The sequence below is a fragment of the Lachnospira pectinoschiza genome, from assembly GCF_900103815.1.
Taxonomy (GTDB): Bacteria; Bacillota; Clostridia; order Lachnospirales; family Lachnospiraceae; genus Lachnospira; species Lachnospira pectinoschiza_B.
Genome location: NZ_FNHZ01000004.1, coordinates 124,754 through 150,577 on the forward strand (window position 1 = coordinate 124,754; position 25,824 = coordinate 150,577).

24 protein-coding genes are annotated in these 25,824 nt (G+C 35.5%); 1 reads left to right on the forward strand and 23 read right to left on the reverse strand.

The genetic code is table 11. The features are described 5' to 3' along the window. Nucleotides 1–165 precede the first annotated feature (165 nt). The 23 genes from BLQ66_RS07625 to tig all read right to left on the reverse strand — a co-directional run bounded on the left by BLQ66_RS07625 (nucleotide 166) and on the right by tig (nucleotide 24,755). Nucleotides 166–978, reverse strand: a complete 813-nt coding sequence (locus BLQ66_RS07625) for a flagellin N-terminal helical domain-containing protein (protein ID WP_074521648.1) — start codon at nucleotides 976–978, stop codon at nucleotides 166–168. A 308-nt stretch (nucleotides 979–1,286) separates the two neighbouring features. Then, the gene (locus tag BLQ66_RS07630) at nucleotides 1,287–1,760 is read right to left on the reverse strand and encodes a hypothetical protein (protein ID WP_051195361.1); all 474 of its coding nucleotides are present in this window, start codon (nucleotides 1,758–1,760) and stop codon (nucleotides 1,287–1,289) included. Nucleotides 1,761–1,771: 11 nt separating this feature from the next. Continuing rightward, entirely contained in the window at nucleotides 1,772–2,188 is a 417-nt protein-coding gene (gene fliS / locus BLQ66_RS07635) for a flagellar export chaperone FliS (RefSeq protein ID WP_027430890.1), read from the reverse strand. A gap of 98 nt (nucleotides 2,189–2,286) precedes the next feature. After that, nucleotides 2,287–4,389, reverse strand: coding sequence for a flagellar filament capping protein FliD (fliD, locus tag BLQ66_RS07640; RefSeq protein ID WP_074521649.1), 2,103 nt, complete (start codon nucleotides 4,387–4,389; stop codon nucleotides 2,287–2,289). 120 nt (nucleotides 4,390–4,509) lie between these two features. Next, nucleotides 4,510–4,980, reverse strand: a complete 471-nt coding sequence (locus BLQ66_RS07645) for a flagellar protein FlaG (protein WP_083330309.1) — start codon at nucleotides 4,978–4,980, stop codon at nucleotides 4,510–4,512. Between the two features lie 246 nt (nucleotides 4,981–5,226). Next, nucleotides 5,227–5,451: a carbon storage regulator CsrA gene (csrA, locus tag BLQ66_RS07650; protein ID WP_027430893.1), complete on the reverse strand. Its 225-nt coding sequence runs from the start codon at nucleotides 5,449–5,451 to the stop codon at nucleotides 5,227–5,229. Between the two features lies 1 nt (nucleotide 5,452). After that, on the reverse strand, nucleotides 5,453–5,917 hold the full coding sequence (gene fliW / locus BLQ66_RS07655) for a flagellar assembly protein FliW (protein WP_074521650.1): 465 nt from the start codon (nucleotides 5,915–5,917) through the stop codon (nucleotides 5,453–5,455). A gap of 36 nt (nucleotides 5,918–5,953) precedes the next feature. Beyond that, entirely contained in the window at nucleotides 5,954–7,492 is a 1,539-nt protein-coding gene (locus BLQ66_RS07660) for a flagellin N-terminal helical domain-containing protein (protein ID WP_074521651.1), read from the reverse strand. Nucleotides 7,493–7,638: 146 nt separating this feature from the next. After that, nucleotides 7,639–9,204: a flagellar hook-associated protein FlgK gene (gene flgK, locus BLQ66_RS07665; RefSeq protein ID WP_074521652.1), complete on the reverse strand. Its 1,566-nt coding sequence runs from the start codon at nucleotides 9,202–9,204 to the stop codon at nucleotides 7,639–7,641. An 18-nt stretch (nucleotides 9,205–9,222) separates the two neighbouring features. Then, on the reverse strand, nucleotides 9,223–11,178 hold the full coding sequence (gene flgK, locus BLQ66_RS07670; RefSeq protein WP_074521653.1) for a flagellar hook-associated protein FlgK: 1,956 nt from the start codon (nucleotides 11,176–11,178) through the stop codon (nucleotides 9,223–9,225). Between the two features lie 190 nt (nucleotides 11,179–11,368). After that, on the reverse strand, nucleotides 11,369–11,884 hold the full coding sequence (locus BLQ66_RS07675; protein ID WP_074521654.1) for a flagellar protein FlgN: 516 nt from the start codon (nucleotides 11,882–11,884) through the stop codon (nucleotides 11,369–11,371). A 16-nt stretch (nucleotides 11,885–11,900) separates the two neighbouring features. Next, nucleotides 11,901–12,182: a flagellar biosynthesis anti-sigma factor FlgM gene (flgM, locus tag BLQ66_RS07680; RefSeq protein WP_027430899.1), complete on the reverse strand. Its 282-nt coding sequence runs from the start codon at nucleotides 12,180–12,182 to the stop codon at nucleotides 11,901–11,903. 394 nt (nucleotides 12,183–12,576) lie between these two features. Next, nucleotides 12,577–12,987 carry a flagellar protein gene (locus tag BLQ66_RS07685; RefSeq protein WP_074521655.1) on the reverse strand — a complete coding sequence of 137 codons (411 nt, stop codon included), beginning with the start codon at nucleotides 12,985–12,987 and terminating at the stop codon, nucleotides 12,577–12,579. A 49-nt stretch (nucleotides 12,988–13,036) separates the two neighbouring features. Beyond that, nucleotides 13,037–13,792, reverse strand: a complete 756-nt coding sequence (locus BLQ66_RS07690) for a ComF family protein (RefSeq protein ID WP_083330310.1) — start codon at nucleotides 13,790–13,792, stop codon at nucleotides 13,037–13,039. Next, complete coding sequence (recD2, locus tag BLQ66_RS07695) at nucleotides 13,786–16,023, reverse strand: SF1B family DNA helicase RecD2 (RefSeq protein WP_027430902.1); 2,238 nt, start codon at nucleotides 16,021–16,023, stop codon at nucleotides 13,786–13,788. The genes BLQ66_RS07690 and recD2 overlap by 7 nt, the downstream gene beginning before the upstream one ends. 183 nt (nucleotides 16,024–16,206) lie before the next feature. Continuing rightward, entirely contained in the window at nucleotides 16,207–16,692 is a 486-nt protein-coding gene (locus BLQ66_RS07700) for a hypothetical protein (protein WP_074521656.1), read from the reverse strand. A gap of 68 nt (nucleotides 16,693–16,760) precedes the next feature. Beyond that, the gene (locus BLQ66_RS07705; protein ID WP_074521657.1) at nucleotides 16,761–17,576 is read right to left on the reverse strand and encodes a flagellar hook-basal body protein; all 816 of its coding nucleotides are present in this window, start codon (nucleotides 17,574–17,576) and stop codon (nucleotides 16,761–16,763) included. 126 nt (nucleotides 17,577–17,702) lie between these two features. After that, entirely contained in the window at nucleotides 17,703–18,473 is a 771-nt protein-coding gene (locus tag BLQ66_RS07710) for a flagellar hook-basal body protein (protein WP_027430904.1), read from the reverse strand. A gap of 69 nt (nucleotides 18,474–18,542) precedes the next feature. Continuing rightward, nucleotides 18,543–19,538: a rod shape-determining protein gene (gene mreB / locus BLQ66_RS07715; protein WP_027430905.1), complete on the reverse strand. Its 996-nt coding sequence runs from the start codon at nucleotides 19,536–19,538 to the stop codon at nucleotides 18,543–18,545. A 362-nt stretch (nucleotides 19,539–19,900) separates the two neighbouring features. After that, complete coding sequence (locus BLQ66_RS07720; RefSeq protein ID WP_074521658.1) at nucleotides 19,901–20,335, reverse strand: MarR family winged helix-turn-helix transcriptional regulator; 435 nt, start codon at nucleotides 20,333–20,335, stop codon at nucleotides 19,901–19,903. Nucleotides 20,336–20,411: 76 nt separating this feature from the next. Then, the gene (locus BLQ66_RS07725; RefSeq protein WP_074521659.1) at nucleotides 20,412–21,578 is read right to left on the reverse strand and encodes a glycosyltransferase family protein; all 1,167 of its coding nucleotides are present in this window, start codon (nucleotides 21,576–21,578) and stop codon (nucleotides 20,412–20,414) included. Nucleotides 21,579–21,713: 135 nt separating this feature from the next. Further along, nucleotides 21,714–23,372: a SulP family inorganic anion transporter gene (locus tag BLQ66_RS07730; protein ID WP_074521660.1), complete on the reverse strand. Its 1,659-nt coding sequence runs from the start codon at nucleotides 23,370–23,372 to the stop codon at nucleotides 21,714–21,716. Nucleotides 23,373–23,567: 195 nt separating this feature from the next. Beyond that, nucleotides 23,568–24,755, reverse strand: coding sequence for a trigger factor (gene tig, locus BLQ66_RS07735; RefSeq protein ID WP_074521661.1), 1,188 nt, complete (start codon nucleotides 24,753–24,755; stop codon nucleotides 23,568–23,570). 313 nt (nucleotides 24,756–25,068) lie between these two features. Here tig and BLQ66_RS07740 point away from each other — a divergent pair, with 313 nt between their 5' ends. After that, the gene (locus BLQ66_RS07740; protein ID WP_074521662.1) at nucleotides 25,069–25,803 is read left to right on the forward strand and encodes a lysophospholipid acyltransferase family protein; all 735 of its coding nucleotides are present in this window, start codon (nucleotides 25,069–25,071) and stop codon (nucleotides 25,801–25,803) included. Nucleotides 25,804–25,824 lie beyond the last annotated feature (21 nt).

A 25,824-nucleotide genomic window follows, 5' to 3' on the forward strand; every position in this document is an offset into this window, starting at 1 on the left:
CCCTTATTTTAAAAATTTTACATCAGTAATTTTTGATAGCTTTTTTAATTGTTCACATCTTTTTACTATTATAATTATTGCAAAAAAATAAGAGGCAGTCAAGAAATTCTTGACCGCCTCTCTATAGTAGTTTACTTTAAACACTTCTTATAAGCCTAGTTATCATTAACCAAGGATTGAAAGAACACCCTGATTAGCCTGGTTAGCCTGAGAAAGCATTGATAAGCCTGCCTGTGATAGAATATTGTTCTTTGAGTATTCTACCATCTCAGCAGCCATATCTGTATCACGGATACGAGATTCAGCAGCTTGTGTATTTTCCTTAGTTGTATCTAAGTTGTTGATTGTATGCTCTAATCTGTTCTGAAGAGCACCAAGTGTTGATCTCTGTGTTGATACAGTATCAATAGCATCCTGAATCTTTGTAATTGCACTACCAGCCTGTGAATAAGATGAAAGTGATAATGAATCCACTGATAATGAAGTTGAATCCATGTTGCCAATAGAAATCTGAATCTTCTGGCCTTCAAGAGAACCAACCTGTAAGTTCTTACCTGTGAATGAACCATCTAAGAGGTTCATAGTATTGAACTGTGTAGTTTCGCGGATTCTATCAATTTCTGATACAAGCTGATCTACTTCAGCTGCAAGAGCAGTTCTATCAGTATCAGTATTAGTATCGTTAGCTGCCTGTGTTGCTAGCTCATTCATTCTCTGTAAGATTGAATGTGTTTCATTTAAAGCACCTTCAGCAACCTGGATAAGTGAAATACCATCCTGTGCATTAGCAGAAGCCTTATTAAGACCTCTAATCTGTGCACGCATCTTTTCTGAAATTGAAAGACCTGCAGCGTCATCGCCGGCTCTGTTGATTTTGTAACCTGATGATAACTTCTCTGTTGACTTAGACAATGCGCTCTGAATTGAAGCCATCTGTCTGTTTGTGTTCATCGCTGTGATATTATGCTGTACTACCATAATTTTTTCCTCCTTGAAAAAAGAACTAATGCCTTCCTTGGCATTTTAAGATTTAGTGAAGCGTTATTGCTTCATCTATTAATTATCCGCTAGTTGTAGAATTGCTTCGCAATTGTCACAGCTAACGGTAATTAACTAAAGAGATAATGGTGTTACTGCCTCGTATATTCTGTTATTCTTACCACCTAGATAGAAAATCTATCTTTTTCTAGTACTAATATACCATTTAATTAGTTATTTGTAAACTATTTTTTTAAAATTTTTCCTAACAAATAATTTAGCTAAAAAGCCCTTAAACACTAGCTTTTTTAACTCTTTGAGTCCATAAATTGAGGGTCTACATTTAGCACATTATTCATTGCACTATAATATTGTTTTGCAAGACTAGTACTTCGTTTTGCATTGGAAATTTCCTTGCGCATACTATTAAATCTTTTAGTTGCCAAATCCTTATTTCGCTTCTCCTGACTCTCTATTGTCACACTAAGTTCAGTGACTCTTCTAATAAGGCTTTGCATTTCCTTTATTTCTTCCTTGTACTGGTCTTTCTTGCCATCTAATTGATCCTTCATCTTATTAAATAGAGACTGAAAGCCTGCATCAAGTCTATCTAACTCATTGATATACTTTCCTTTTTCTTCAAAGCTTGCTCTAGTCTTTTCCTCATCAAAAGGATCGGCACTAAAAAGTTCTGTCTGAACTCTATCAAGCTCCTCGATTTTTTCTAGCACCTTTATTTTCTTTTTTAAGCTGTCCTTCATAATCTCTAAATAATTTTCCATAATATACCCTCTTAGCTATTCTTTGGCGATTGTCCTTTTGTCTTTTCCATAACCTTTTTCCAGGTATCGCGCATTCCTCTAATTTCATTAAGAGCCCTTGTTAGTATCTCAGTATCCTTTTTAATATTACCTTCTACTAAAAGGTCATAGATATAAACATAGACGCGCTCAAAATCTTCAGCCACCTTATATTTTCTATCAAGAGTTGATCTAAATTCAATAATAATATCCTCTGTCTTCTTGATATAAATATGAGCTCTTTCCATATCACCTTTTTCAATAGCCATAATTGCTATGTTGCAAAACTTAATCGCTCCCTCATAAAGCATAAGGGTAAGCTCTGCAGGTGATGCTGTAAGAATCTTACTTCTTTTATACTGTTCTGCTAATGCTTGCTGCTGTTGCTTCTGCCCTTGAGTTAATGCCATACCAGTTCCTCCTTATTTGTAATCATTTATGAAAATGTATTGCTATGATACATTTTCATAAAACGATTAACCTCTAGTTAGTATACCCTTGCCTTTCTTTATCCAAAATAACTTGATAGAGATGACTGCTGTGAGTTAAGTGATGCTAGAGAAGATTCCATTGCTGAGAACTTCTTATAATAATAATCTTCCCAAGTTGTTATCTTATCCTCTGCATCTGTAATTTTTGATGTATATTGTGAATACTGAGTATTCATTTCTTTATCGTTATAAATAGTGTAGGCACTACTTGTTGAAGAACTTGCCATTCTATTACCAAGATCTGTATAAAGTTTGGTTGCTAGTTGTGAAAAGAAGGAAATAACTGTCTCTGAATCATTAGCTATTGCTTCTCTTAACTTATCTTCATTACCAGATGTTGCTGAATCTTCTGAATTACCATCAATATGATAAACTCCAGTTTCATTTTCTGGTGATGAGAAATAACCTAAAGTACTTATTCCAAAGGATGCTAGGGAATAGCCATTTCCATCTATTGTAATAGCCGAGGCCATATCTGCCTTTAAAGAATTCATTGTAAGTCCTAAGATACCATCCTTTCTTAAGAGTGAATCCTTAATCTTAGTTTCCCACTTTTCTACTTCGTCATCTGACATAGCTTCCTTTTCCTCTGAAGTTAAAGGCTCATATCCCTTAGATGACGCAGCATTATATTTAACATCCATTTCTTTAATAAGCGTATTGTAATCTGTAATAAAATCTTTTACAAAATCATATATACCATCAACGTCTGTATCTGTTGTTATAGTCACTTCTTCGTCCCCCGTAAGGGCTGTTGCCTGAATTGTTAAGCCATTAATTGAAAATGTATTAGAATCACTTGTAAAGGTTGCTCCATTTAAAACAATCTCTGAGTCACTACCTGCGATTCTAACTGCATTGGCAGAAGCACCTGTAGCTGTAGTTGAAACTGTTCCATCTACTACGCTTTGAGCATATTCTCTCTTTGAAGTATATGTAGCTAAGTAACTTTCATAATTTGTTTGATACTCGCTATCATATTCTTCCTGAATATTGTCATATGCTGTTGTGCCCTCTGTTGCTGCTGTTGCAGTTCCATCATCTGAAATCACAACATAATCTGCTACTTCAGACATTGTAGTCTGATATGTAGTATAATTTGTAATGGCTGTAGTTATATTTTCAAGATTAGTCTTGGCTGTATTAAATTCATCTGTAAGACCTGCTTCCTCTATTGCATCTGTGTCATAGGTCTCATTTCCATCTTCATCTGTTGTCTTATAGGAATCGTAAGCAGCCATTGCTTCTTCGTATTCAGTCTGCAATGCTTCCATTTCCGACAATGTACCATATTCATCAGTAATAGCCTCAGCTGCGTTATAAGCTGTATTATACTGTTTTGCATAAGCTGTAGCTCTATCTTCAACTGATGTGGTGTTCTCAGTTGCAGCCTCTGCTGCAAGCTCTTCTAATTCCTCATCTGTATAATTAGCCCAAGTAGTGTATTCTGCTGTAGTCGCTGTGCTAGTGCTATAGATACCTAAATTCTGTAGAAGTGTGAGACCTGAAGAATCTGATGCAGTTAAGGTAAAATCATTATCCGCACCACTTTCCTTAGAACTTACGAAAAATCTACCATTAGTCTCATCAAAACTAGCATTTAAGCCTGCATTCTTTAACGCATTTACCACCTGAGTTAAAGTCATATCAGATGTAATATTAATATCTGTTGTTTCGTCGTTTACAGTAACTGAAATATTACCTGAACTAAAGCTTTCAAGTCCAGAAACCTCTGCTACTGTAGAACTAGCTGTAAGGCTAGATCCTGAACTATCAGTAATTTCACCACCAGTTAAATAACCAGTAGCTGCTAATTTGTTTACTGCTAATGTCTGTGTTCCATTTACAGCTGAAGATGATGCTGTAACTTTCGCAACAGAACTATCAGACACAGAAGCTGACTTCAAATTGTAATTTGTAGAAAGTCTTGCAGCTGATAACTTTCCTGAATAGAAGCTATAAATGCTTGTATTCATTGTCTTCCACTGCTCAGACTTCCAAGAAAGCTTTGTCTGTGCCTTAACTAAATTATCTTTTTTTACTTTGTATGAAGAAACAAGAGCTTCTACTAATGAATCAGTATCCATTCCTGAGACCATACCCGATACTCTTACTGTCATATAACCTCTCCTATCTTTGCATCCTTGCATTACAAAATCAAACATCCATGTTTACATAGTATTCTGTATAGTATATGCATCGGAATATTCTGGTTAAAATATTAGTCTTTTCCACTAATATTATCGTTTTTCATCAACCATAATGCCTGCAAGCTCCCATGCCTTAGCCAACATCTCAAGAGCCTTCTCAGATGGAATTTCTTTAATAACCTCGTTAGTTTCCTTGTCCTTGATCTTAATCGCTATTCTTTTTGTTGGTTCATTATAACTAAATTCCGCCACAGTATTATTATTGACAATTTTACTAATGTCAGTGACATCCTTAAGGGAAGTTTCCTTTGTCTTTACATTAACGTTAACGTTAACATTTTCAAAACTAGTAGGATCTTCCTCCTTAGCTTTTGCTGCTAGTGTGTCAGAAACTTTTGGAATTGCCACTGCCTGATCTGTGGTTGAAGATTGGCTAGACGCAGTTACAACGCTGCCACTTTTAGCATTTTCCACGCTAACAGTGCCAACGTTTGAAGCTGGTTTAGCATTTACAGTTGAATTACTTTGATAACTTGCTACGTTACCTACATCAATAGCCATAGGTTTCACCTCCATGTGAAGAATTAATTTGTTTAGTTGCGTTTATATATATAAATAAGACTTTGCTGTCTTATATATCGACTAACAAATATAAAAACTTAACGCCAAAATCAGAAATTATACAAAGTTTGTACAATTTCTACAAATAAATCTTCATATTTTGTGTATTTTGAATAGATATTATTTATCCTCTGGCTTGTCCTTCCCCTGCCTCTCCTAAAATAAAGTTAAATAAATCCTAATAATCTACTTCTTAAAAAGATTCTTTAAGGCATTAACATCAACCTTTTGAGCTGCTGCTTCCTTATTAGCTGCCTGAATCTGAACATAAACCTCTTTACGATAAACTGGAACAGATTTAGGGGCAGTAATACCTAGCTTTACCTGCTCTCCCTTAATTTCAATTACAGTTACTTCTATATCATCATTAATAATAATGGCCTCGTCTTTTTTTCTTGATAATGCTAGCATATTATTCACCGTCCTTTTCAGCATTGAGAATGTCATAAATAGGGTAACGTACTTGATAATCATCGTTATCGGCTATTAACTGAACACCTTTATTAGTATCCATGTTAATAATAACTGGTGCTTTAAGATTAATCGTCATATTCTCAAGCTTTTCAGGAACAGTTACAGTACAAACTACAAGAAGTGTAGCGTCTGCAATATTATCTCCAAGTGTGTTAATAATTTCGTCTTCAACTATTGGATCGTACCCTTCATAAACTAGAGTAGGGTCCATAATAGGAAGCGCAAGAGTTGGCTCATCAATTGCCTGAAGCCAGTAAATTGAACTTTCTTCAACTCCCTTTTCGGCGTCGTAAATTAGAGTATACTTCTTCCAATCCTCAAAGCCTATAATGCCTTTTTCAAATGTGAGAATTTGTTCCTCTCCCACTTCAATAGTCCCAAACCATTTAGTCTCTACCTTCATGTCACACCTAACCTTTCCCCTTTACTTTAATTGTCTTTAAAGAAAATCTAAAAGTGTCTGCTGAACCGATTTTGCTGATGCTGTTAGAGATGCGTTATAAACTAACTGCGCTGCAGAATAATTTACAACTACCTCTTCAAGATCAATATCCTCGTTTTGCGACTTTAGATTTTTGAAGTTAGTTTCCTGTTCTGTAAGTCGAGATTTTGTTAAGGTCAATCTTGTTTTTCTATTACCTACATCTGCCTTACATTCAGAAATTGTAGTCTGGTAAGATTGCATCCATCCTACACCATCTTCATAAACATCAGTCATCTTATCTTCCGCAAGTTCTAACTGCTTAGTAAGTCCCTCTAAGATATCATTTAACTTAGTCTGAGAACTACTATCCGAATACTGATCCTGTGTAAGCATTGAATTTACCTGTTCAATCTGGTCTTCTAAATCCAAAACGTTTTGAACTGCAGTTACCAAATCATCGATGTTTCTGCCTAAATAAATATCAAAGCCTTCATTGGCCTCAGTATTAATTTTTAGTTTCTGCGAAAAATTTATATTGTACTCAATGTTTTCTTGTACTTTATTATACTCTATTCCAGAAATATTATCAATACAATCAAAATACATAGTAGGATTTAAATCCCCTTTAATGAAATTGTTCTTATCATAAGTTATTGAAAATGTATTGTTGGTATAAACGTCTTTGTAAACATTTTCACCTAACAAAAGCTCTCCAGTTGTAGTATTAATGGCAATTTCATCTTCTCCTGGAACATAATTATCATCCACTGTATGAGTAATAGTTATTGCGTTTCCATCAGATGTTTGTAATGTATTATCTGTTGTAACATTTCCACTATCATCAATGGTTATTGCGGCTGTGTTTCCATTTGCATCTGTTATGGAAAACTTTGCAGTATCAATATCTTTATAAGCAAGCTGTAATCTGTGTACCGACTCTACATTAGGAGTTACAAGACGTCCCGTTGTGGCATCATATTTTGCATCAAGATTAATAATATCTGTATTAGTGTAAGCATTGGTGTAAGCTGTCTTTAAAGAGAGGTTCTCTCTGGTAAAATTCTGAGTAATTGTATAATCTACATCTGCTGCCGTATCATCTGACTGATATGTAAGGGGCACATCTGTTGCAAAACCTGTAAATACATAGCGGCCAGCATAGTCAATATCACCTTCTGCATAAAAGGCTTCCTTTAGATTTTCCAAACTATCTGCAATAGTTTTTCTTTCAGCAGATGAATAAGAATCTGTTGAGGCCTGCACGCAATAATTGTATAAATCGGACAAAATCAAATATCCTTCATCAAGGGCATCCTCAGTAACTGAAAGCCAGCTATCTGCATCAGGAATATTCTTATCCAGATACTGTGTTACCTTATCAAGACTTGAACGAAGACGAAGAGCACGAATTGCTACGATTGGATCTTCTGATGGCTTGTTAATTTTCTTCTGTGTAGATAACTGTGTATCTAATGTATTAAGTTGGTTTTTATTAACCTGGATGTTGGCAAGTGAACTGTTTACCATCATGCCGTTAGTAATTCGCATGGACATAGGCTACTTCCTTTCTTCTACAATCTTTTTATTTCTCCACAACCACTACAGGATATGGAAAGCCCGAATTAGAATTTGCTTCGCAAATCGTCGGGCGTTAGGACTTGAATTGCTTCGCAATTAAAGTCAAGATATGGAAAGCCCCATCAAACTCCTGTCTGATTAATGAGCTTATCATAAATTTCATTTAACACCGACATCATCTTTGAGCTTAGATTATAAGACTGCTGGAAGGTTACTAAATCCATAGCCTCTTCGTCATAATCAACGCCCATTACAGATAATCTCTGGTTTTGAATAGTGGTCTTTAGGTTTGTATAATTCTGTAGGAAATTCTTTGCCTTGTTAGTATCAATAGATTCATCTGAAATAATACTTTCAAGGAAATAAGAACCTGTACCACCGTTATAAATCTGTGCTGTTTGTAATGCATTAAGCTCTTCAATTATATCGGCATTTGCAGCCCCAGTACTTAGGCTTGATTTTGTAGCAAGCTTTGAAGGGTCAAGCTGTAAATCCTCATTGACTGTTACATTACTTGCTGAGAAAGCCACCTGATTATCCTTAATTACAAAAAGTGAAGCACCTTCTGTCTCACCATCTGAAGAATAACCTGTCTTTAAAATCTCATTAACTGCATCTGCAAATACTGTCATAAACTTATTTAACTGAGCCTGATAATAAGGGATTCCCTTAAAGTCAGTATTTTTACCATCATAATCAGAAAACTCAGTTGTAAAATATCCATCAGTACTATAGACATAATCTCCATTGTCATCTACCACAACAGATTCGATCTGGCCATTACAGCCATCTCTAATATCTATAAGTCCCTTTAGCTGGCCACCAAGAGAGCTTGAGTAAATGTTAAACTCCTGACCTGTATCCCAGCTAATATCATAAAGACCAGCTACATCTGAGTTATTTCTTGCATCTGTATCTGCTCTTGAATTTACCACAAGTTCGTGATAACCATAGGAATTTACCAAGGTACTACCATTAATGTTAATGGTGTAATTAGTTAAGTTATTACCTAAATCCTCTTCGTTAGTTGTAATATTTACAATCTTTGCAAGCTCATCTACCAAGGCATTTCTAGAATCACGTAGGTCGTTAGCATTTCCATAACAAGCCTCAATCTGATTGATCTGCTTATTAAGCTGATAGATAGACTGAGAAAGAGAATTGATCTGCTCTATCGCATCCTTAACCTCGTTGTTAGCATCTTCCTGAATATCCTTTAAATTAGAAGCAAGATAATTAAAATAATCTGTCATACTTACTGCACTTTGAATAAGGGAATTCTTAGTAGAATTATCCTCAGGATTTAACATGGTCTGACTAACATTTTTAAAGAAATTGTTATATTCCTCTGTGTAACCCTCTAGGATAAATTCGTTAAAGAAGCTCTCAATCTGTGACATATAATTATTCTTAGCCTCATACTCCCCGTAATAAGTCTGATTATTTCTATACTTCTCATCATAGTAGCTATCTCTTGTCTGGCTAATCTCTGTAACATCAACACCAGCACCAAGTGTACCGTAAGGGGCATAAGTTCTAAGAGAGCTTGCTGCTTCCTTAACGGCAGTCTCTTTTGTGTAACCGTCTGTATCTACATTTGACAAATTATGAGCAGTTACATTAATAGATGCCTGGGATGCCTGTAATCCAGAATATGCAATTGTTAATCCAAAAAATGTTGATGCCATAAACTACCTTCTTTCTTTTTAGATCGCACCAAGTGAAGTTACTAGATGCTCAAGCATTTCGCTTACTACATTTACGTATCTTGAACTAGCATTGTAAGCATGCTGAAATTTAATCATCTTTTGAAGCTCTTCATCTGAAGAAACTCCCGTTGTTTCAGTTCTCTGGTTGTCGTAACCATTTACCATATTTTCCTGATTAGCTACATAACTATTAAGAACGTCGCCCCAAGTGGCATATTTTCCAACGAAGTTATTGTAATAAGAATTAAATGTAGATTTTGAATACTCTTCGATGTTAAAGGTTCCAAACTTCACATCCCAAGCATCTACAAGTTCGTTGGCCCTCTCAAAATCTTCCTTATCCGTTACAGTGGAAAGTGGAAGAAGAGCTAAATCCTGGGCTACTGCTGAATTTATGCTTAAGTTACCAAGTCTATAGTAAGACTCGTACTTTTGATCATTTAAATTATTTCTAATATATATTGTGTCGCCATTAGAATCGGTTGTAACCACATATCTTTCTGTATTTGCTCTTGAAAATAGCTCTTGGCCTACAGTTCTATCATCATCCATTCCATAATCTGTCTTATCAAGGTCAAGGAGTGAGTAAGTTACAGAATCAAAAGCCACAGCACCAGTTCCATCACCATTGGAATTGCTATAGAGCTTTTCCTCTGATTCATAGTCATAGCTGCCATTAGAATTTTGAGTTCCTGCAACCTCCTCACCGAATCTATTGTAAAGAACGGCACTGCTTATGTTTGTGTAAATGTATTTATCTGCCTGAACTAAGTTGCCATCACTATCTGTATACTCACTTGTAAGTGTTACTTCCTTTTCCGGACAAAGAATATCGTTTAGGGCAGTAACAATACCATTTACCAAATAATCAAATCCTGCCATGGCAGTTAAAACCTGAGATGGCAAAATGTAGGTATTGTAATATTCCTGCTTTTCCTCATATTCTGCATAATCCTCGTTATATTCAGCTAAACCCTCAGTTGTAGTTAAATCGTAATCTGAGCTTGATGGCATTTCAGCCACATAAGTGTAATCCACCACCATGTTACCTCTTGAAAGAATGAGACCCTTTAACTGACCCTTATCTGTGTCTGTCTCATTAGAAGTCTTAGCAAGAGATGACGCTGTAAATACCTCTCTGTCATAGCAAGGCCAAGTTGGAATAACAAGGCTTGTACCAGTGACATATTCTGTACTCATCTCTGCCACTTCATTAAGAGAAACAAAAGGTACACCCTCGGCATTAATAATGATTTCTCCATTTGGCCCCTCATAATAATCAAGGTCCATATATTTACTAAGCTCATCAATAGCCTTATCTCTCTCATCTCTTAAATCGTTGGCATGTTCAACCCCTGCTGCCTCAATAGCTGTAATCTTCTTGTTATAACTATAAATAGTTTGACCTAAATCATTTATTGTTGTAACCATATTTCTTACTTCAGTATTAAGGGTTGTCTGGTAAGTAATTAAGCCCTCGTAAATTGCCTCTGACTTATCTATAAAGGCTGTTGCAGTCTGAATAAGGGAAGATCTAGCAACAGTACTTGTTGGATTTTTAGTTAACTCATTTAAAGAATTATAAAGATCTGTTAAATAAGACTGATAGGTTACGCCCTGCATTTCACCAAATAAATCCTCAATCTCGTTAACCGCCTGATACTGTGCATCATAAAAGCCAAGTCTAGAATTCTCTGAACGATAAGACGCATCAATAAAGGTATCTCTAATTCTTCTAACTTCAGAAATAGACACGCCAAGACCACTAACAGGAGTAGTTACCTTATCATTAGTCATAACTGGCATGTAAACAGTATCTTCAAAGGTAACCTGCTGTCTTGTATAACCTTCTGTATTTATATTTGCAAGATTGTGGGCTGTTGCATTAAGTGCAATCTGGTTTGATCTTACACCAGTCATGCCCACATAAAGTCCTGACATTCCATTTGCCATAATATTTCACCTCTAAATATGAAAAAGAGTTTAAATTTAGTCACTTCTAGTTAGTCCATCTGCTATTTATATCGGTAAAATCTAGCTAGAATTAACCTCTATTTTTCTTTTCCTTATGAAAATGTATCGCGATTAATCTAGGCAATAAAAAAAGGAGCGTCTAAACGCCCCTATTATATTTAAGCTACATTTACTGCTTTGCATCAAAGCTTCCAATAGCTGAGGTCATCACCGATGCCTCTGTAGCTGTCTTTCCATAATTTGCTGTCTGTGGAGCAAGGGTTGCTGATCTAGCAACATTAATATCAAACTCAATCATCTCCATAGACGCCTTAAGTAGTGTTTTATTATTCTCATTTATCTGCATTAGGCTCTTTACTGTCCTTTTAAGAGCCAGGTAACTTTCTTCTAATCTATCATGTTCTCTAGGTCGTTTCTCTAGTAGCTTTACAATTCTTTCTACCTTCACGTCTTTTGGGGAAAGATGTAATACTCTACATATTTCATCAACGACTGCTAGTCTATCTTCTTCTACTGCATTTATCTTATTAATTAATGCTTGTTCGTACTTAAGAATAGCTTGCAGAGACTCTACATCGCTACTCACAATCGCATTGGTCTTTTCCTTGGCATAGCCATAGAGCTCTAAATACAAGCTATTCTCTTTGTTCATATCTTCAATTAATGAATCAATCATGCTAGCCATAGTCAAAACCTCACTTTTAGAATGTCAAAGTAGAAACGCTATTAACTATCTTATCTGCAACATCCTCTGCAGATACAGCATAGGTACCAGCAGCAATTCTTGCCTTGATATCAGCGATCTTATCCTCTCTTACATCTGAGCTTTCAGCAACTGCTGTCTTTGCAACAGAATAAGTTTTTGCTGTATCAGAAATATCGAATTTGTCATTAGCACTTGCCACCTTGCCTGTGCTATTAACTTTGCTAGTAGCATTTGCCTGATAAACCTGGCTAATTGCATTATAAGCGTCTATTCTCATACTCTTCGCCGTCCTTTCATACTTTCTAAGACTTATAAAGAACCCCTCCATACTCTTAGTTTAAAGAGACTCTTCTGCTTTATGCCTTATTTATCGGAAGTTTAATCTCAAAACTTAACCGATTTTATAAATAAATATTGTTCTTTTTTTAATACAATCCTAAAAATTTTCTTTTTCTAGTCCTGTATCATCTCTGAATTATATATCGACCAGAAAAACATTTTCATAAGCTCTTTTTAAAGTATAAAAAAGAAAATTTATATTGTCAATTTTTTAATGATTCTAATTGTAACATAAAAACTTAATAAACTCTAAGCGCATAAAGCAAATCTTATAGGCGTATCACTCCTTATAAAAATAAAGGGGTCGATATCCGACCCCTTTGCTCTCTTTACTAGTTATCTAAGAAACGCATCTTAGCAGTTGCAGATCTTTTCTTCTTTGGCTCTTCAATTGGTTTCTTGCCATAGAGCTGATCTAACTGATCAGACATTGTCTCCTTACAGTTTTCGCAGTACTTACCTGACTTAATAGGCGCACCACAAGTCTGGCAAAAGATTGCAATAGGTGAATCATCAGAAAATACCAATCTTTCCTCTCTTACCCACTGCTCTATCTGCTTAGGATTTACATCGCAAGCCTCAGAAATCTGTCTAATACTTGCAACACGGTTATCCTCAATATATCTTTTTACCTCTTGGAACTTCTCTTCTAACTTCTTTACACAATCTGGGCATAAATTTCTGTAGCTACCGCCAACATAGTTGTATAATCTTCCACATCCACGACAATTTCTAACTTCCATAGTAAACCTCCTGCATACAGTTATACATTTTATTTTTCAGAAGCTATTTCTAGAAACCCTGTCCCACACAAATAACAATGCCAACTACTTCTAAGTCCTTAAATCGCTTTAATTCCTTAGTTATGGCATCTAGAGTTGCTCCTGTTGTATATATATCATCCACGACTATTACTTTATTATATCTTACAACATTTCTAGACACTTGAAAAGCGTTTTCAAGGTTTTTTATTCTATTAGTATTGCTCAGTTTTTTCATGGGAATTGTATTTTTGACGCGATAAATCAGATTCTCATCATAGGGAATATTTAGGCCCTTTGCCATGTTTTTTGCCAAGATTTCCGCCTGATTAAAGCCTCTAAATTTTCTTCTCTCTTTGCTAATAGGCACCGGCACTATAACGTCTGGATCAAATTTTCTAATCTCATCCTCTAACCTAAGGACTAATTCACTAGCAAAGACCTTGCCAAATTCTCTTTTGTTATAATATTTAAACTCATAAATGGATTTACTAACACTGTCTGTATATTCAAAAACAGCCATAGACTTTTTAAAGACGTGAGGGTTTTCCAAACAATCCTTACAGAATTCGCTATCTGTATTATCTAGAGGTTTGCCACACTTAAAACAGCTAGGTCCTGTTATATAAGGGGCTTTTTTCCTACAGATTTTGCAAATGTTTTCCCTCCTGCCCTCCACAATGGGACGGGGTCTTAAACATATCGGACAAGCTGGTGGATAGAAGATATCCACCAAGCCCTCCAAAAATTTATCTCTTATTAACATATTCTTTTTAGTTTTTAACACATAATCTCCTTAATTCTTTGATCAAGTGAGGAATATCTTTTGGTATCTGTAATATTTTTTGCCATCTGTCTAAAGATTTCTTCTTCTCCTACCATGCATACGCAGGTTCTAGCTCTTGTAACAGCGGTATATAAAATATTTCTATTCATTAGCATTCTAGGTCCCTGATACATAGGAATAATAACCGCCGGATATTCACTACCCTGAGACTTATGCACTGTAATGGCATAAGCAAGCTCTAATTCATCAAGCTGGCTAAACTCATAATCTACAAATCTACCATCTTCAAATCTAACGGTTACTGTCTCATTAAACTGGCTAATTTCCTCGATTATTCCTGTATCTCCGTTAAAGACTCCAGTTCCTCTATCATAGGTTACACCATACTTGGATTTTTTCTGCCACTCCAGCTGATAATCATTTTTAATCTGCATAACCTTATCCCCTTCACGATAAGTAGTGTCTCCGTGAACTCTCTCCTGCTTAGTCTGAGTTGAAGGGTTTAAGAAATCCTGCATAATTGAATTTAATCTATCAACACCTGTAGCCGACTTCCTTGATGGTGTCAAAATCTGAATTTCTGAAATATCCGCATGCACATAATTTGGCAGCTTGTCAGAAATCAAGGTCTTCATTGCATTTATAATAGCATCCGCACCATTACGTCTAACAAAGAGAAAATCCTTGCTGTACTTATTAAGCACAACCTCTTCTCCCTTATTAATCTTATGGGCATTCATAATAATCTCACTAGTTTCCGCCTGTCTAAAGATTTTCTCTAATTTAACCACAGGGAAACAGCCAGAAGCAATTATATCTTTTAAAATGTTACCCGGTCCCACAGATGGCAGCTGATCCACATCACCTACAAGTATAAGCTTTGTGCCCACAGCCACGGCGCGAATTAGGGAATACATAATATTAATATCCACCATGGACATCTCATCCACAATGATTACATCTGCCTCAAGGGGATTATCTTCATTTCTTTCAAAAAACATAGAAAGACCCGAAGCCCTAGAATTACTTTCACTGGCCCCACCGCCGTTAATTTCAAGAAGTCTGTGAATAGTTTGTGCTTCCATATTACAAGCTTCTGTCATACGCTTAGCTGCACGACCTGTTGGAGCTGCAAGCCTAATCTCTAAACCATCTAGCATAAAGAACTTAATAATGGAATTAATGGTTGTAGTCTTACCAGTACCAGGACCACCTGTAATTACAAGAAGTCCGCTAGTTGCCGCCATTCTAATTCCTTCTTTTTGGATATCATCAAGCTCAATGTCCTCTTCCTTCTCGATTCTTTTGATTCTCTCATCAATTTCCTCTAAAGACCTAGACTCCACCTGGGCAAGGCCCTTTAATCTAGCAGCCACATTTCCTTCCATGTAGTAATAAAGGCTAGAGTAGACATTTACACTGCCATCCTCCATGGTCTTACAAACCACCTTCTTATCCACTGCCAAGTCCATTAAGTACTTATCAAAGTCCTCAATGTCTATTAAAAGTAGGCTAACTACATCTTTTTCTAGTTCCTCTTTTGGTAAGAAAATGTGTCCATTAAGGGAAGCCTGACTCAAACAGTAAGAAATTCCGCTCTTAATTCTAAAGTCAGAATCTATCTTAATTCCAACCCTAGAGGCGATTTCATCTGCTGTCTTAAAGCCGATACCCTCAATATCATCTGCCAATTTATAAGGATTAGTCTCTATTAAATTATAAATTTGATTACCATACTGCTTAAAGATCTTAGTGGCAAGGTTCATAGCAATTCCAAATTTTTGTAAAAACATCATGGCCTTGCGCATGTCCTTTTTATCCATAAGTTGATTAGCTATTTCCATAGCCTTATTATTGCTAATTCCCTTGATTTCTGCTAATCTTTCTGGCTCCTCTTCCATGATTCTAAAGGTATCGTCTCCGAATTCCTTTACGATTCGCGAAGCCATTTTCTCACCAATACCCTTAATTGCCCCACTTGCCAAATATCTCTGGACAGAAGCGGTATCATTAGGTGCCTGAAATTCATAGGAATCTATCTTAAACTGCATATAATAAACGGGATGTTTAACGTAATTACCTGTGGCAACAATATACTCACCTTCGCTTATGTAACTTAATGTACCCACACAAGTAATCTCTTCTCCTTCGTTATCTATCTCAAATACGGAATAGCCATTATCTTCATTACGATAAATAATACTCTCTATAAAGCCCTCTACTTCTTTTATATTGTCGTAGTCCATTCTTTCACCTCTTATTTGATTTGGAAAATTTTGGCGACTGCCAACAAAATTTGATAATAATGACTAAGACATTGTAACACAGATTATAATACAAAAAAAGAGCAGCCAATTTAAGCTGCTCTAATCCTCTTAAACACTGGTCTTATAAGACTTATCCCTTTATTTTTATTAGGCTAATGTGTTGTCATCTGCTGTTCCTACTGACTGTACCTGATTTACCTCAGCCACAGTAGAATAATTTCTCTTCATCTGCTCGTAGAGTGCCTGGGCAATTCCAAGACCTGCACCGTTATTGTTACTAACGCTTGTTGTTAAAGTACTTGCAAGCTGAGAAATAAGCTCATCTCCATAGTAATCACTAAGTGTAGACATAGCCGAATCTGTTTCCTCACCAGTTATACCCACGAGTGAATTAAATAGGGAAGCTGAAGCACTTTCTCCGTCGCTATCTCCCGTAACTGAAGTCATTTTCTGCATAGACTTCATAACCTGCTCTAAAAGATAGCTCTCAAATTCCTTTGCCACTGCCATTAATTCTTCATCTGTGGCAGTTTCAAAGTTTGTTGAATTAATTTTACTTGTAAGTGCACTGCTAGTTGCATCATAAACATCTGCATAATTAGATGATGCACCTATTCCTGAAACACTACTCATATTTTTCCTCCTTTTATCCCCTCTGTAACAATTCCCTATGAATTGCTAGAAAAATATATATCCTCTAATTATCTCTTTAGATTATTTGCCTGCTCCATCATTGTATCTGATGTAGTAATGGCCTTTGAACAAAGCTCGTAAGCTCTCTGTGCTGTAATTAAGTTTACCATTTCTGTAGCAACTTGTACATTTGAAGCTTCTAAGTAGCCCTGCTTTAAGCTACTCTTTTTTGTAACCCCATCATACTCTTCACTAATAGGAACTCCGGAAGCCTCTGTTTCTGCATAGTAGCTAGTACCTAGCTTATCAAGGCCGGAAGGATTAGTGAACTGATAAAGTGCAATTTTATAACCAATTGGCTGTGGGTTGTTATCCTCATCTGGATATAATAACTCACCTTCAGTTGATATTGTAATAGAACTTACTTGATAAGTATCATCTAAAATGATTTGCTGTCCATCCACATCTAGCACAGGATAACCTTCTGCTGTTGCAAGCATCATGCCTTCTGTGGCGGTTGCCATATAAAAATTACCGTTTCTTGTATAAACTGTATCACCATCAAGATTAGTTACTGCAAAAAATCCATCGCCAATAATAGCAAAATCTGTATCGCTATCAGTGGCATTTGGAGATCCTTGTGTAAAATATGATGTAATAGAAGAAACTCTAGTACCAAGACCTACCTGTGCTGCTACTGGCTTTTGTTCCACATTTGCAGTGGTAGTTTTACTTTGCAAATCCTGATATAAAAGGCTCTTAAACTGAGTGGACTCTTGCTTATAGCCAACAGAGTTTACATTAGCAAGGTTATTAGCAATTGTATCTACACTAGTCTGCTGCGATGTCATTCCTGATGCAGCAGTCCACAATGATCTCATCATAGGACATTACCTCCAAATGTATATAATCTTCTAGTTCATCTATTCTATCGGTTCTTTTTATCCAAAACTTTATAGTTGAATTTAAAAAAAACGGATTTAATTGTCAAAAATTAAATCCGTTATATTCTATAATTCTGAAATTGTCACCATCTTAGATAACATAGTATCTATGGAGTTCATAATCTTCTGATTACTTTCAAAGTTTCTAGCAATGGAAATCATATCAATCATCTCCGTTACTACATTGATATTGGACGCCTCTAAGTAACCTTGATTAACAGTTGCTGTGGCTTCCTTTTCCGTATAGCCATCTACTGTTTGAAACATATTCTCGCCATAGGCCTCTAAATAATCGTAATCTTCAAAATCTACCAACGCAAATTTATCAATATATACATCATCTGCATAAATATTACCTAGGACATCCACACTAAATTCATCAGTGTTAGTTGGAATCTGAATATATCCATTCTCACCAAGAACATAATCTCCATCCTTAGTTAAAAGATATCCATCAGCATTAATCTGAAAGGCACCATCTCTCGTATACATAGTGGATGTTGTTCCTGACTTATTGGTAAATTCAATAGAGAAGAAACCACTTCCTGAAAGAGCAAAATCAAATTCGCTTTCAGTACTTCTAAGGGCTCCTTGATCCCAGCATCTATAACTCTCACCAATCTTCGCACCAAGATTTAAATCACCAATATACTGATTAACATAGTTTACTGATGAATCATTAACCTTGATTCCATAAACAGTATCAAAGGACTGAGCTGTTAAGCCCTCCTTCTTATAACCTGTTGTAAGGGAATTAGCCAAATTGTTAGATACCAAATCTAATCTCTTCTGTTGTAGTGTTAATCCTGAATATGCAGTATAAAGACCTTTAACCATAGCGACTCCTATCTAGCAATCATCTATAGTCTATCAAGCAAGTTAAAAGTTTAGTCTCTCTATAGACAATTACTTATCGTCTCTGTAACCTGCTAAGAATTCAATAAACTTACCTGTACCAATAGCTACAGCTGTCATTGGATCCTCTGCTGTCATAGTGTTAATACCAGTCTTAGCTTCGATTAAGTCTTCAAGTCCATTAAGAAGTGCACCACCACCAGTAAGAACGATACCTCTATCAGCAATATCTGATGCTAATTCTGGAGGAGTCTTTTCAAGTACTGAATGTACTGCTTCAACAATCTGTGATGTTGCTTCTCTTAAAGCTTCTTCTGTTTCTTCTGAAGAAACTTCAACAGTCTTTGGAAGACCTGTAACTAAGTTACGACCTCTAACGTTCATTGTTTCAACTTCTGCTCTTGGATAAGCTGAACCAATCTTAATCTTAATATCTTCAGCAGTTCTCTCACCAATTAAGAGATTGTGCTTCTTTCTCATAAATCTAACAAGTGCTTCATCAAAATCATCACCAGCGATCTTAATTGAAGTACTTACAACTGTACCACCAAGTGAGATAACAGCGATATCTGTTGTACCACCACCGATATCAACAATCATGTTACCACATGGTCTTGAAATATCGATACCTGCACCAATTGCAGCTGCGATAGGTTCCTCAATAATAGCAACCTCTCTAGCTCCAGCCTGAAGAGTAGCATCCTCAACGGCCTTCTTCTCAACTTCTGTAACTCCTGAAGGAACACAAACGCTGATTCTAGGCTTCTTAAGCATTCTCTTGCCTACTGCCTTCTGAATAAAGTACTTAAGCATCTTCTCTGTTACTGTGTAATCAGAGATAACACCCTGTCTTAAAGGACGTACAGCTACGATATTACCAGGTGTTCTACCAAGCATTAATCTAGCTTCTTCACCAATAGCCTTAATCTTATTAGTATCTCTATCAAAAGCTACTACTGAAGGTTCTTTTAAAACTACACCCTTTCCCTTAATGTATACTAAGATACTTGCAGTACCTAAATCTATTCCGATATCTGTTGAAATCATCCTAAATGTTCTCCTTTCAAATCCTGTAGCAAGCTATTCTTGCCCCGCTTCCTCTTATTTAAACATAATTTTTTACACTCAATGTTACACTAAACCCTATGTATATCTTACTTTAAAAACACTTTATAATAAGAAATCACATAGTCGATAAACATTATATACAATTTAGTCAAATTTTTAAAGTCCTAAATTTAAAAAAACAATAAAATAAGACAAAATATACTTCTGTTTAAATAAGCAAATAAAAGTCTTTGCCATTTAGGGATTTCTAGTAGTATATCGGTAAACGATTTCTAAAACTTAACCCCTTAGAAATATATTTTGTCAAAAAATTCTAATTTGATTCTTAAATCTTACTAATCCTAATTAATTGTATCTAATACCTTATATAAAACCTTATATAAGATTTCTGTTTCTTCCTTTGAAAGCTTCAAGCAATTGCCCATCTGCTCAGGAACCTTACATGCCTTCTCTCTTAATTCAAGGCCTTCCTCTGTTAAAGAAACATTAAGAACTCTCTCATCTCTAGAATCTCTCTTTCTAACTAACCAGCCCTTCTGTTCAAGCTTCTTTAAAACTGGTGTTAATGTACCTGAATCTAAGTAAAGATATTCTCCCAATTCCTTAACATTCATAGATTTATGTTCCCACATTACCATCATTGTTATATACTGTGTGTATGTTAAATCAAGCTCGTCCAAATATGGCTTATACTTCTTAACAATTTCCTTTGATACAGCGTAAAGAGGGAAACACAACTGATTCTCCAACTTTATAGCGTCATACTTATCTTTCATAACAATAATTCCTCCAAAATCTATCTTATACATTTATCTGACATGTTAAATAGGCAATTTAATTGTATTCAATTTATCATATTTTCCTAAAACTTTCAAGCATTTTCCCAAGAACTATTGTATAAGTTCTGTTTTTCTTGTAAAAATCATGGGCTCTAGCTGCAATTTCAAGCCTTTCATCCTCATGGCTCATATAATAATCAATCTTTTCCTCAAGATCCATTAAATCATAATAAATTACACAGGCCCCAATAGCCTCTAAATCCCTAGCTAGTTCGTGACTGTAATTTGTAAGTAGGAAGCCTTTGCAAGCCGCCACATCCACGGACCTTTGATTAATACCTGACTTAATTCCCCTAAGGGTAGGATTAATATTAATCTTGCTATTTTTATAAACCAAGTACTGCCCTTTATATGTATCCACTATGCCCTTATTTACCTTTGAAAATGCATCTCCCTTGTAATCTGTATAAAGAGCCGTATCATATTTCTTTGAAACTTTATCATTTAAAAGACGAGCAAGTTCTAATCTATCAATGTCTCTAATTTCTTTATTACAAAGCATTTCTAGCAAATCAGAATCTCTAATTATCATATCTGGATTTTTTGTAAAATTAAGACATTTTGCAATCTTTTCACCCATATCAGAGCTTACAAATTTCTCTACAATCTCATCACCAAATACCTTTGTTTGAGCCTTTATAATAGCCTCCACATAACCTCTATTATAGCCTTCTAAAGCTTCAAACTGACTCTTATATTCACTAATACTAGCTATTAAGGAGATGTCCTTTTTATACAAATCATGATCTTTACTACTAGCTTCTTTCATTTGCCTATCCATTCTGTTAATGCTAGCAGCCAGTGGCATATGAAATACATTTTCAATACCCATATTATTAAACTTGCGCACTTCTGTCTCGTCAAAGTCAAAGACTATATTAAGAGGATTCTTTATGGTCTCAGAATACATGGTGCCACAAGGACAGTCATAAACCCAAGACATATAAAAGATTTTTTTATTAAAGGCAGCCATAGATAAAACCGGAATATAATTTATGCTAAATAGTAAATCGTAGTTGTCCTCTTCTAATTCCTTTTCAATAAATTTTTGAAAATCCGGCTCGTAAAAGTCACTTTTATGCTCATATCTCACTCTTTTAAAAGTGCAGTCTAATTCCTTAAAAGCCTCCATTACGTCTACGCAGATCATCTCATCCCAGCTATAATAAAGTATCTTCATAGTTCCCCCTTAAGCTACAAAGCCTTGCATCTATATAAATTCAGTTCACATTTCCTATATCTAGATTTATTATAACATCAAAAAAGCTTCAGACAAGATTAACTTATCTGAAGCTCTATATTTATTATTATAATTTTATGCCATCTCTACGATTTCTCTAGCTCTCTCAAGGGAAGCATCTATATTTTTACAGAAGTTTTCCTTACCTACGAGCTTGATGAAATCTGCATGTTCCATAACAGACTTTGGCTGATCCTGAACATGGCTAAGTACAAGAGTAATTCCTCTCTTATTACAGATTGTGTAAATGTTCTTTAAAGAACGAAGGGCTGTAACATCCATAGCTGGAACGCCACGCATTCTAATAACTAAAACCTTTACCTCAGCGCCAAGTTCAATGTCTACAAACTTATCTGCTGCCGCAAAGAACATAGGTCCAATGATTTCGTAAACTACTGTGTTCTTTGGAACTTCCTTAAGTCTAATAGCCTCTGGGTCATTGTGTTCGTCAATGCCCTCACCAATGTACTTCCATGACTTAATCTCTGTAACATTAGCCATTCTGTTAAGGAAGAGAAGGGCTGCAAGGACAATACCTACGCCAATAGCTACAACTAAGTCAAATACAATAGTAAAGATACAAGTTACAAGTAATACTAAAATGTCACTCTTTGGTGAGTGCTTAAGTAAGTTAAGCATTTCTCTCCAGCCACTCATGTTATAAGCAACCTGGAAAAGAATTGCTGCGATACATGGCATTGGAATCCATGCTGCATAAGGCATAAGCACTACTAAAATAAGTAAAAGAGTAATTGAGTGAACCATACCAGCAACTGGGGTACGTCCACCATTTTTAACATTTGCAGCAGTACGAGCAATTGCGCCTGTAGCAGGAATACCACCAAATAGAGCTGATACAATATTACCGGCACCCTGTGCTACTAATTCCTGATTAGGCTTATGTCTACTACCAATCATACCGTCTGAAACTACACATGAAAGTAATGACTCAATACCAGCAAGGATAGCGATTGTGAAGGCATCTGGTGTTAAGTTCTTAATCATCTCTAAACTAACATGTGGAACTGTAAGTCCTGGTAACTTATTAGAAATTGTATATAAATCTCCAATTGTCTTAACTTTCATTCCTAACTTTACCATAACAACAGTTACAATAACTGCTATTAAAGAAGCAGGGATTTTTTCTAAAGCCTTAAATCTTGGCCAGATTATTAAAATAGCTAAAGCTACTACACCTACGATTAAAGCCTGATAATTAAAGCTGTCGATTGACTCTATACAAGCCTTAATCTTATCCATAGTTTCAATAGGGGATGTCTTAAATGTTAAGCCTAAGAAATCCTTAATCTGTCCAACTAAGATAGTTACTGCAATACCAAAGGTAAAGCCTGTTGTAATAGTATATGGGATAAATCTAATAAGATTTCCAAACTTTAAAAAGCCCATAACTACTAAGATAATACCGGCCATAATAGTTGCTACTACAAGGCCATCCATTCCATTCTTAGCAACAATACCTGCTACAATTGTGGCAAAGGCTGCTGTTGGTCCAGCAATCTGAACATTACTTCCGCCTAAAAATGAAATAACAAAACCTGCAAAAATCGCAGTGTAAATACCCTCTTCTGGACCTACGCCAGATGCAAGTGCAAGGGCAATGGATAATGGTAACGCAATAATCGCTACAATGATACCTGAAACAAAATCCGCTGCAAACTGCTTCTTTGAGTAGTTCTTCATACAGTCGAATAGCTTTGGTACAAACTGATTCATGATACACTTCCTACTTTCTATTTTTTATCTAAATATAAAATTTTTATAAACCGTTTGTAAAATTACCATACTGTAGGAACTTTTTCAAGGTATTTCTTATAATAAAACATATAGATATATTTTTATCAAAATTCACATTATCAAAAACTAAAAAAAGCACTAGACCCTAAGGCCTAGTGCATAAATACATATTTATTATTCAGCTGTTGTAGTTGTTAAAACGCTATTGTCAGCAAGGAAGTTTGTTACATTTGTATATAAGCACTGGTAACCAATTTCAGCATTCATTTCGTTACCGTATTCGCTTAAGATTGCATCATAGTTATCATAACCATAGTAAGATGCTAATTCCTCACCTGTTGTATTGATTTCATCAGCAGTAACTGTAATATCATTATCTGCTGCAATGATTGTTACAATCATCTTCTCAAGTAAGTAGCTCTTTGCATACTCATCTGCATATTCATTGAAAGCATCTGTACTTTCAAAGCCATAAACAGTTGTAATATATGTCTCTAAATCTGTGATACCATAGTATGAACCGTATGTATCAAATTCAGACTGAATATTATCATTTAATGTATCAAGTAACTGCTGTAATTCATCAGCTGGGTAATCATTTACCTCTAAGTTTTCTGTAATTAAAGCATATACAGCGCTGTACTTTGCACTAACAAGGTTAGATGCTGCTGTTGTCTCAAGATTAGCTCTAACTGCTGCTGTTAATTCCTCAACTGTTGTACATCCATCATAACCAAGTGTTGAAGCATTAGTTGCTACCCAGTCATCTGTTAATTCAGGAACTACGTCCTTCTCAATGTAGTTAACAGTAACTGTAAAGATAACGCTCTTACCTGCTAAATCTGTTGATGAATAGTCAGATGGGAATGTACAAGGAATATCATATGTCTGACCTACTGTTAAGCCAATAAGACCCTGATCTAAGTCATCAATAAATGATCCTGAACCTACTGTATATGTATATGAAGTAGCTGTACCACCTGAAAATGCAACGCCATCTAAAGTACCTGAATAATCAAGGTTGATTACATCGCCTTCCTTTGTCTCACCTTCATAAACGTTCTCAGTCTCTGTAAGCTGTTCAAGAAGTGTCTCTAACTGACTGTTAACATCATCATCTGAAACTGTATATGAGGATGTGTCAACATCGATTTCACGATTTAAATAATCCTCTGAATTAATAGTTACATAGTTCTTATAAATGTTAGCATTAGCAACGATTGTGTCTGCATACTCCTCTGCTGTAATTTCAGAATTAACTGTAGATGTTGCTGTTGTTGTTGAACTATCTTTGCTAGAACAAGCTACTAAAGATGCTGCTAAAGTAGCTGCGAGCATAATGCCCATGAATCTTCTCTTCATAATTCCACCATTTCCTCTTTATTATTTAATTTATACCAGCAAGTTCTATCTTCTCTATTGTCATAGGAAAATCTTTCCTACGGCCCCAATTAAACATCCGTCTTTCCTTTGCTAGACCCCGTTTAATCAAACATGCGTGGACTTTTTTAGTTATACCATATTTCATAATTATTTAAAAGGTTATTCACATTTTTTTCAACGATTAAACTAATTTTTATAAAGCCCAATTCTTTTCTTAAATACTAGTTTTAACGCTTTTAAAATCTACAAACTAAAGGTATAATTAAGGTGATAAAAAATTAAGGAGAATGATATGATTCGTGTTCTTTTAGTGCTTATTTGGATTGTATTTTACTGCATTTTAAGCATAATCTTACTTCCAATAGGCTATATAATTTCTAAAATTAATCGTGGTGCTAGCCAGGTCTATGCAGCCACCCTAGTTAAGTTCGTCTTTAAAGTGGTTTTATTCCTATCTGGCACCAAGACTGAAGTGGTTGGTCTTGAAAATATTCCTAAAGACGAAGCTGTACTTTTTGTAGGTAATCACAGAAGCTACTTCGATGTAGTAATAGGATATACATTGGTTCCATTAAAGACTGGTTTTGTTGCTAAAAAGGAAATGAATAGAATCCTTATTATTAGACAATGGATGAGATTACTTAGATGTCCATTCCTTGATAGAGATAATATTAAGGAAGGTTTAAAGACAATTTTAAGAGGTATCGACTATATTAAGGACGGAACTTCTATTGTTATCTTCCCAGAAGGTACGAGAAATAGCGGTGATGGATTAATGGAATTCCACACAGGTTCCTTTAAATTAGCTGAAAAGTCTGGCTGTAAGATTATTCCTATGGTTCAGAATAATACAGAGCAGATCTTTGAAGCCCACTTCCCATTCATTAAAAAGACTCACACAAGAATTGAATTCTTAGAACCTATAGATATGACTAGCATGAGTCGTGATGAGAAGAAGGAAATTCCAAGTAAGGTCTATAATATTATTCTTGAAAATTATAACAAGCATCAGGAAGCGTTTAAGTAATAAGACTTTACAAAAACAAAA

What these genes read in the sequence shown, in the direction of transcription:
- BLQ66_RS07705 (WP_074521657.1), bottom strand. Translation starts at nt 17,576, where the DNA reads ATGATGAGATCATTGTGGACTGCTGCATCAGGAATGACATCGCAGCAG.
- BLQ66_RS07700 (WP_074521656.1), bottom strand. Translation starts at nt 16,692, where the DNA reads ATGAGTAGTGTTTCAGGAATAGGTGCATCATCTAATTATGCAGATGTT.
- mreB (WP_027430905.1), bottom strand. Translation starts at nt 19,538, where the DNA reads ATGATTTCAACAGATATCGGAATAGATTTAGGTACTGCAAGTATCTTA.
- fliS (WP_027430890.1), bottom strand. Translation starts at nt 2,188, where the DNA reads ATGGCATTAACTCAAGGGCAGAAGCAACAGCAGCAAGCATTAGCAGAA.
- fliD (WP_074521649.1), bottom strand. Translation starts at nt 4,389, where the DNA reads ATGACAGTAAGAGTATCGGGTATGGTCTCAGGAATGGATACTGATTCA.
- BLQ66_RS07730 (WP_074521660.1), bottom strand. Translation starts at nt 23,372, where the DNA reads ATGAATCAGTTTGTACCAAAGCTATTCGACTGTATGAAGAACTACTCA.
- BLQ66_RS07710 (WP_027430904.1), bottom strand. Translation starts at nt 18,473, where the DNA reads ATGGTTAAAGGTCTTTATACTGCATATTCAGGATTAACACTACAACAG.
- BLQ66_RS07720 (WP_074521658.1), bottom strand. Translation starts at nt 20,335, where the DNA reads ATGAAAGATAAGTATGACGCTATAAAGTTGGAGAATCAGTTGTGTTTC.
- BLQ66_RS07660 (WP_074521651.1), bottom strand. Translation starts at nt 7,492, where the DNA reads ATGTCCATGCGAATTACTAACGGCATGATGGTAAACAGTTCACTTGCC.
- BLQ66_RS07645 (WP_083330309.1), bottom strand. Translation starts at nt 4,980, where the DNA reads ATGGCTATTGATGTAGGTAACGTAGCAAGTTATCAAAGTAATTCAACT.
- BLQ66_RS07625 (WP_074521648.1), bottom strand. Translation starts at nt 978, where the DNA reads ATGGTAGTACAGCATAATATCACAGCGATGAACACAAACAGACAGATG.
- BLQ66_RS07685 (WP_074521655.1), bottom strand. Translation starts at nt 12,987, where the DNA reads ATGGAAGTTAGAAATTGTCGTGGATGTGGAAGATTATACAACTATGTT.
- flgK (WP_074521653.1), bottom strand. Translation starts at nt 11,178, where the DNA reads ATGGCAAATGGAATGTCAGGACTTTATGTGGGCATGACTGGTGTAAGA.
- BLQ66_RS07630 (WP_051195361.1), bottom strand. Translation starts at nt 1,760, where the DNA reads ATGGAAAATTATTTAGAGATTATGAAGGACAGCTTAAAAAAGAAAATA.
- fliW (WP_074521650.1), bottom strand. Translation starts at nt 5,917, where the DNA reads ATGAAGGTAGAGACTAAATGGTTTGGGACTATTGAAGTGGGAGAGGAA.
- BLQ66_RS07740 (WP_074521662.1), top strand. Translation starts at nt 25,069, where the DNA reads ATGATTCGTGTTCTTTTAGTGCTTATTTGGATTGTATTTTACTGCATT.
- BLQ66_RS07675 (WP_074521654.1), bottom strand. Translation starts at nt 11,884, where the DNA reads ATGGCTAGCATGATTGATTCATTAATTGAAGATATGAACAAAGAGAAT.
- flgK (WP_074521652.1), bottom strand. Translation starts at nt 9,204, where the DNA reads ATGGCATCAACATTTTTTGGATTAACAATTGCATATTCTGGATTACAG.
- flgM (WP_027430899.1), bottom strand. Translation starts at nt 12,182, where the DNA reads ATGAGAATAGACGCTTATAATGCAATTAGCCAGGTTTATCAGGCAAAT.
- csrA (WP_027430893.1), bottom strand. Translation starts at nt 5,451, where the DNA reads ATGCTAGCATTATCAAGAAAAAAAGACGAGGCCATTATTATTAATGAT.
- BLQ66_RS07725 (WP_074521659.1), bottom strand. Translation starts at nt 21,578, where the DNA reads ATGAAGATACTTTATTATAGCTGGGATGAGATGATCTGCGTAGACGTA.
- tig (WP_074521661.1), bottom strand. Translation starts at nt 24,755, where the DNA reads ATGAAGAGAAGATTCATGGGCATTATGCTCGCAGCTACTTTAGCAGCA.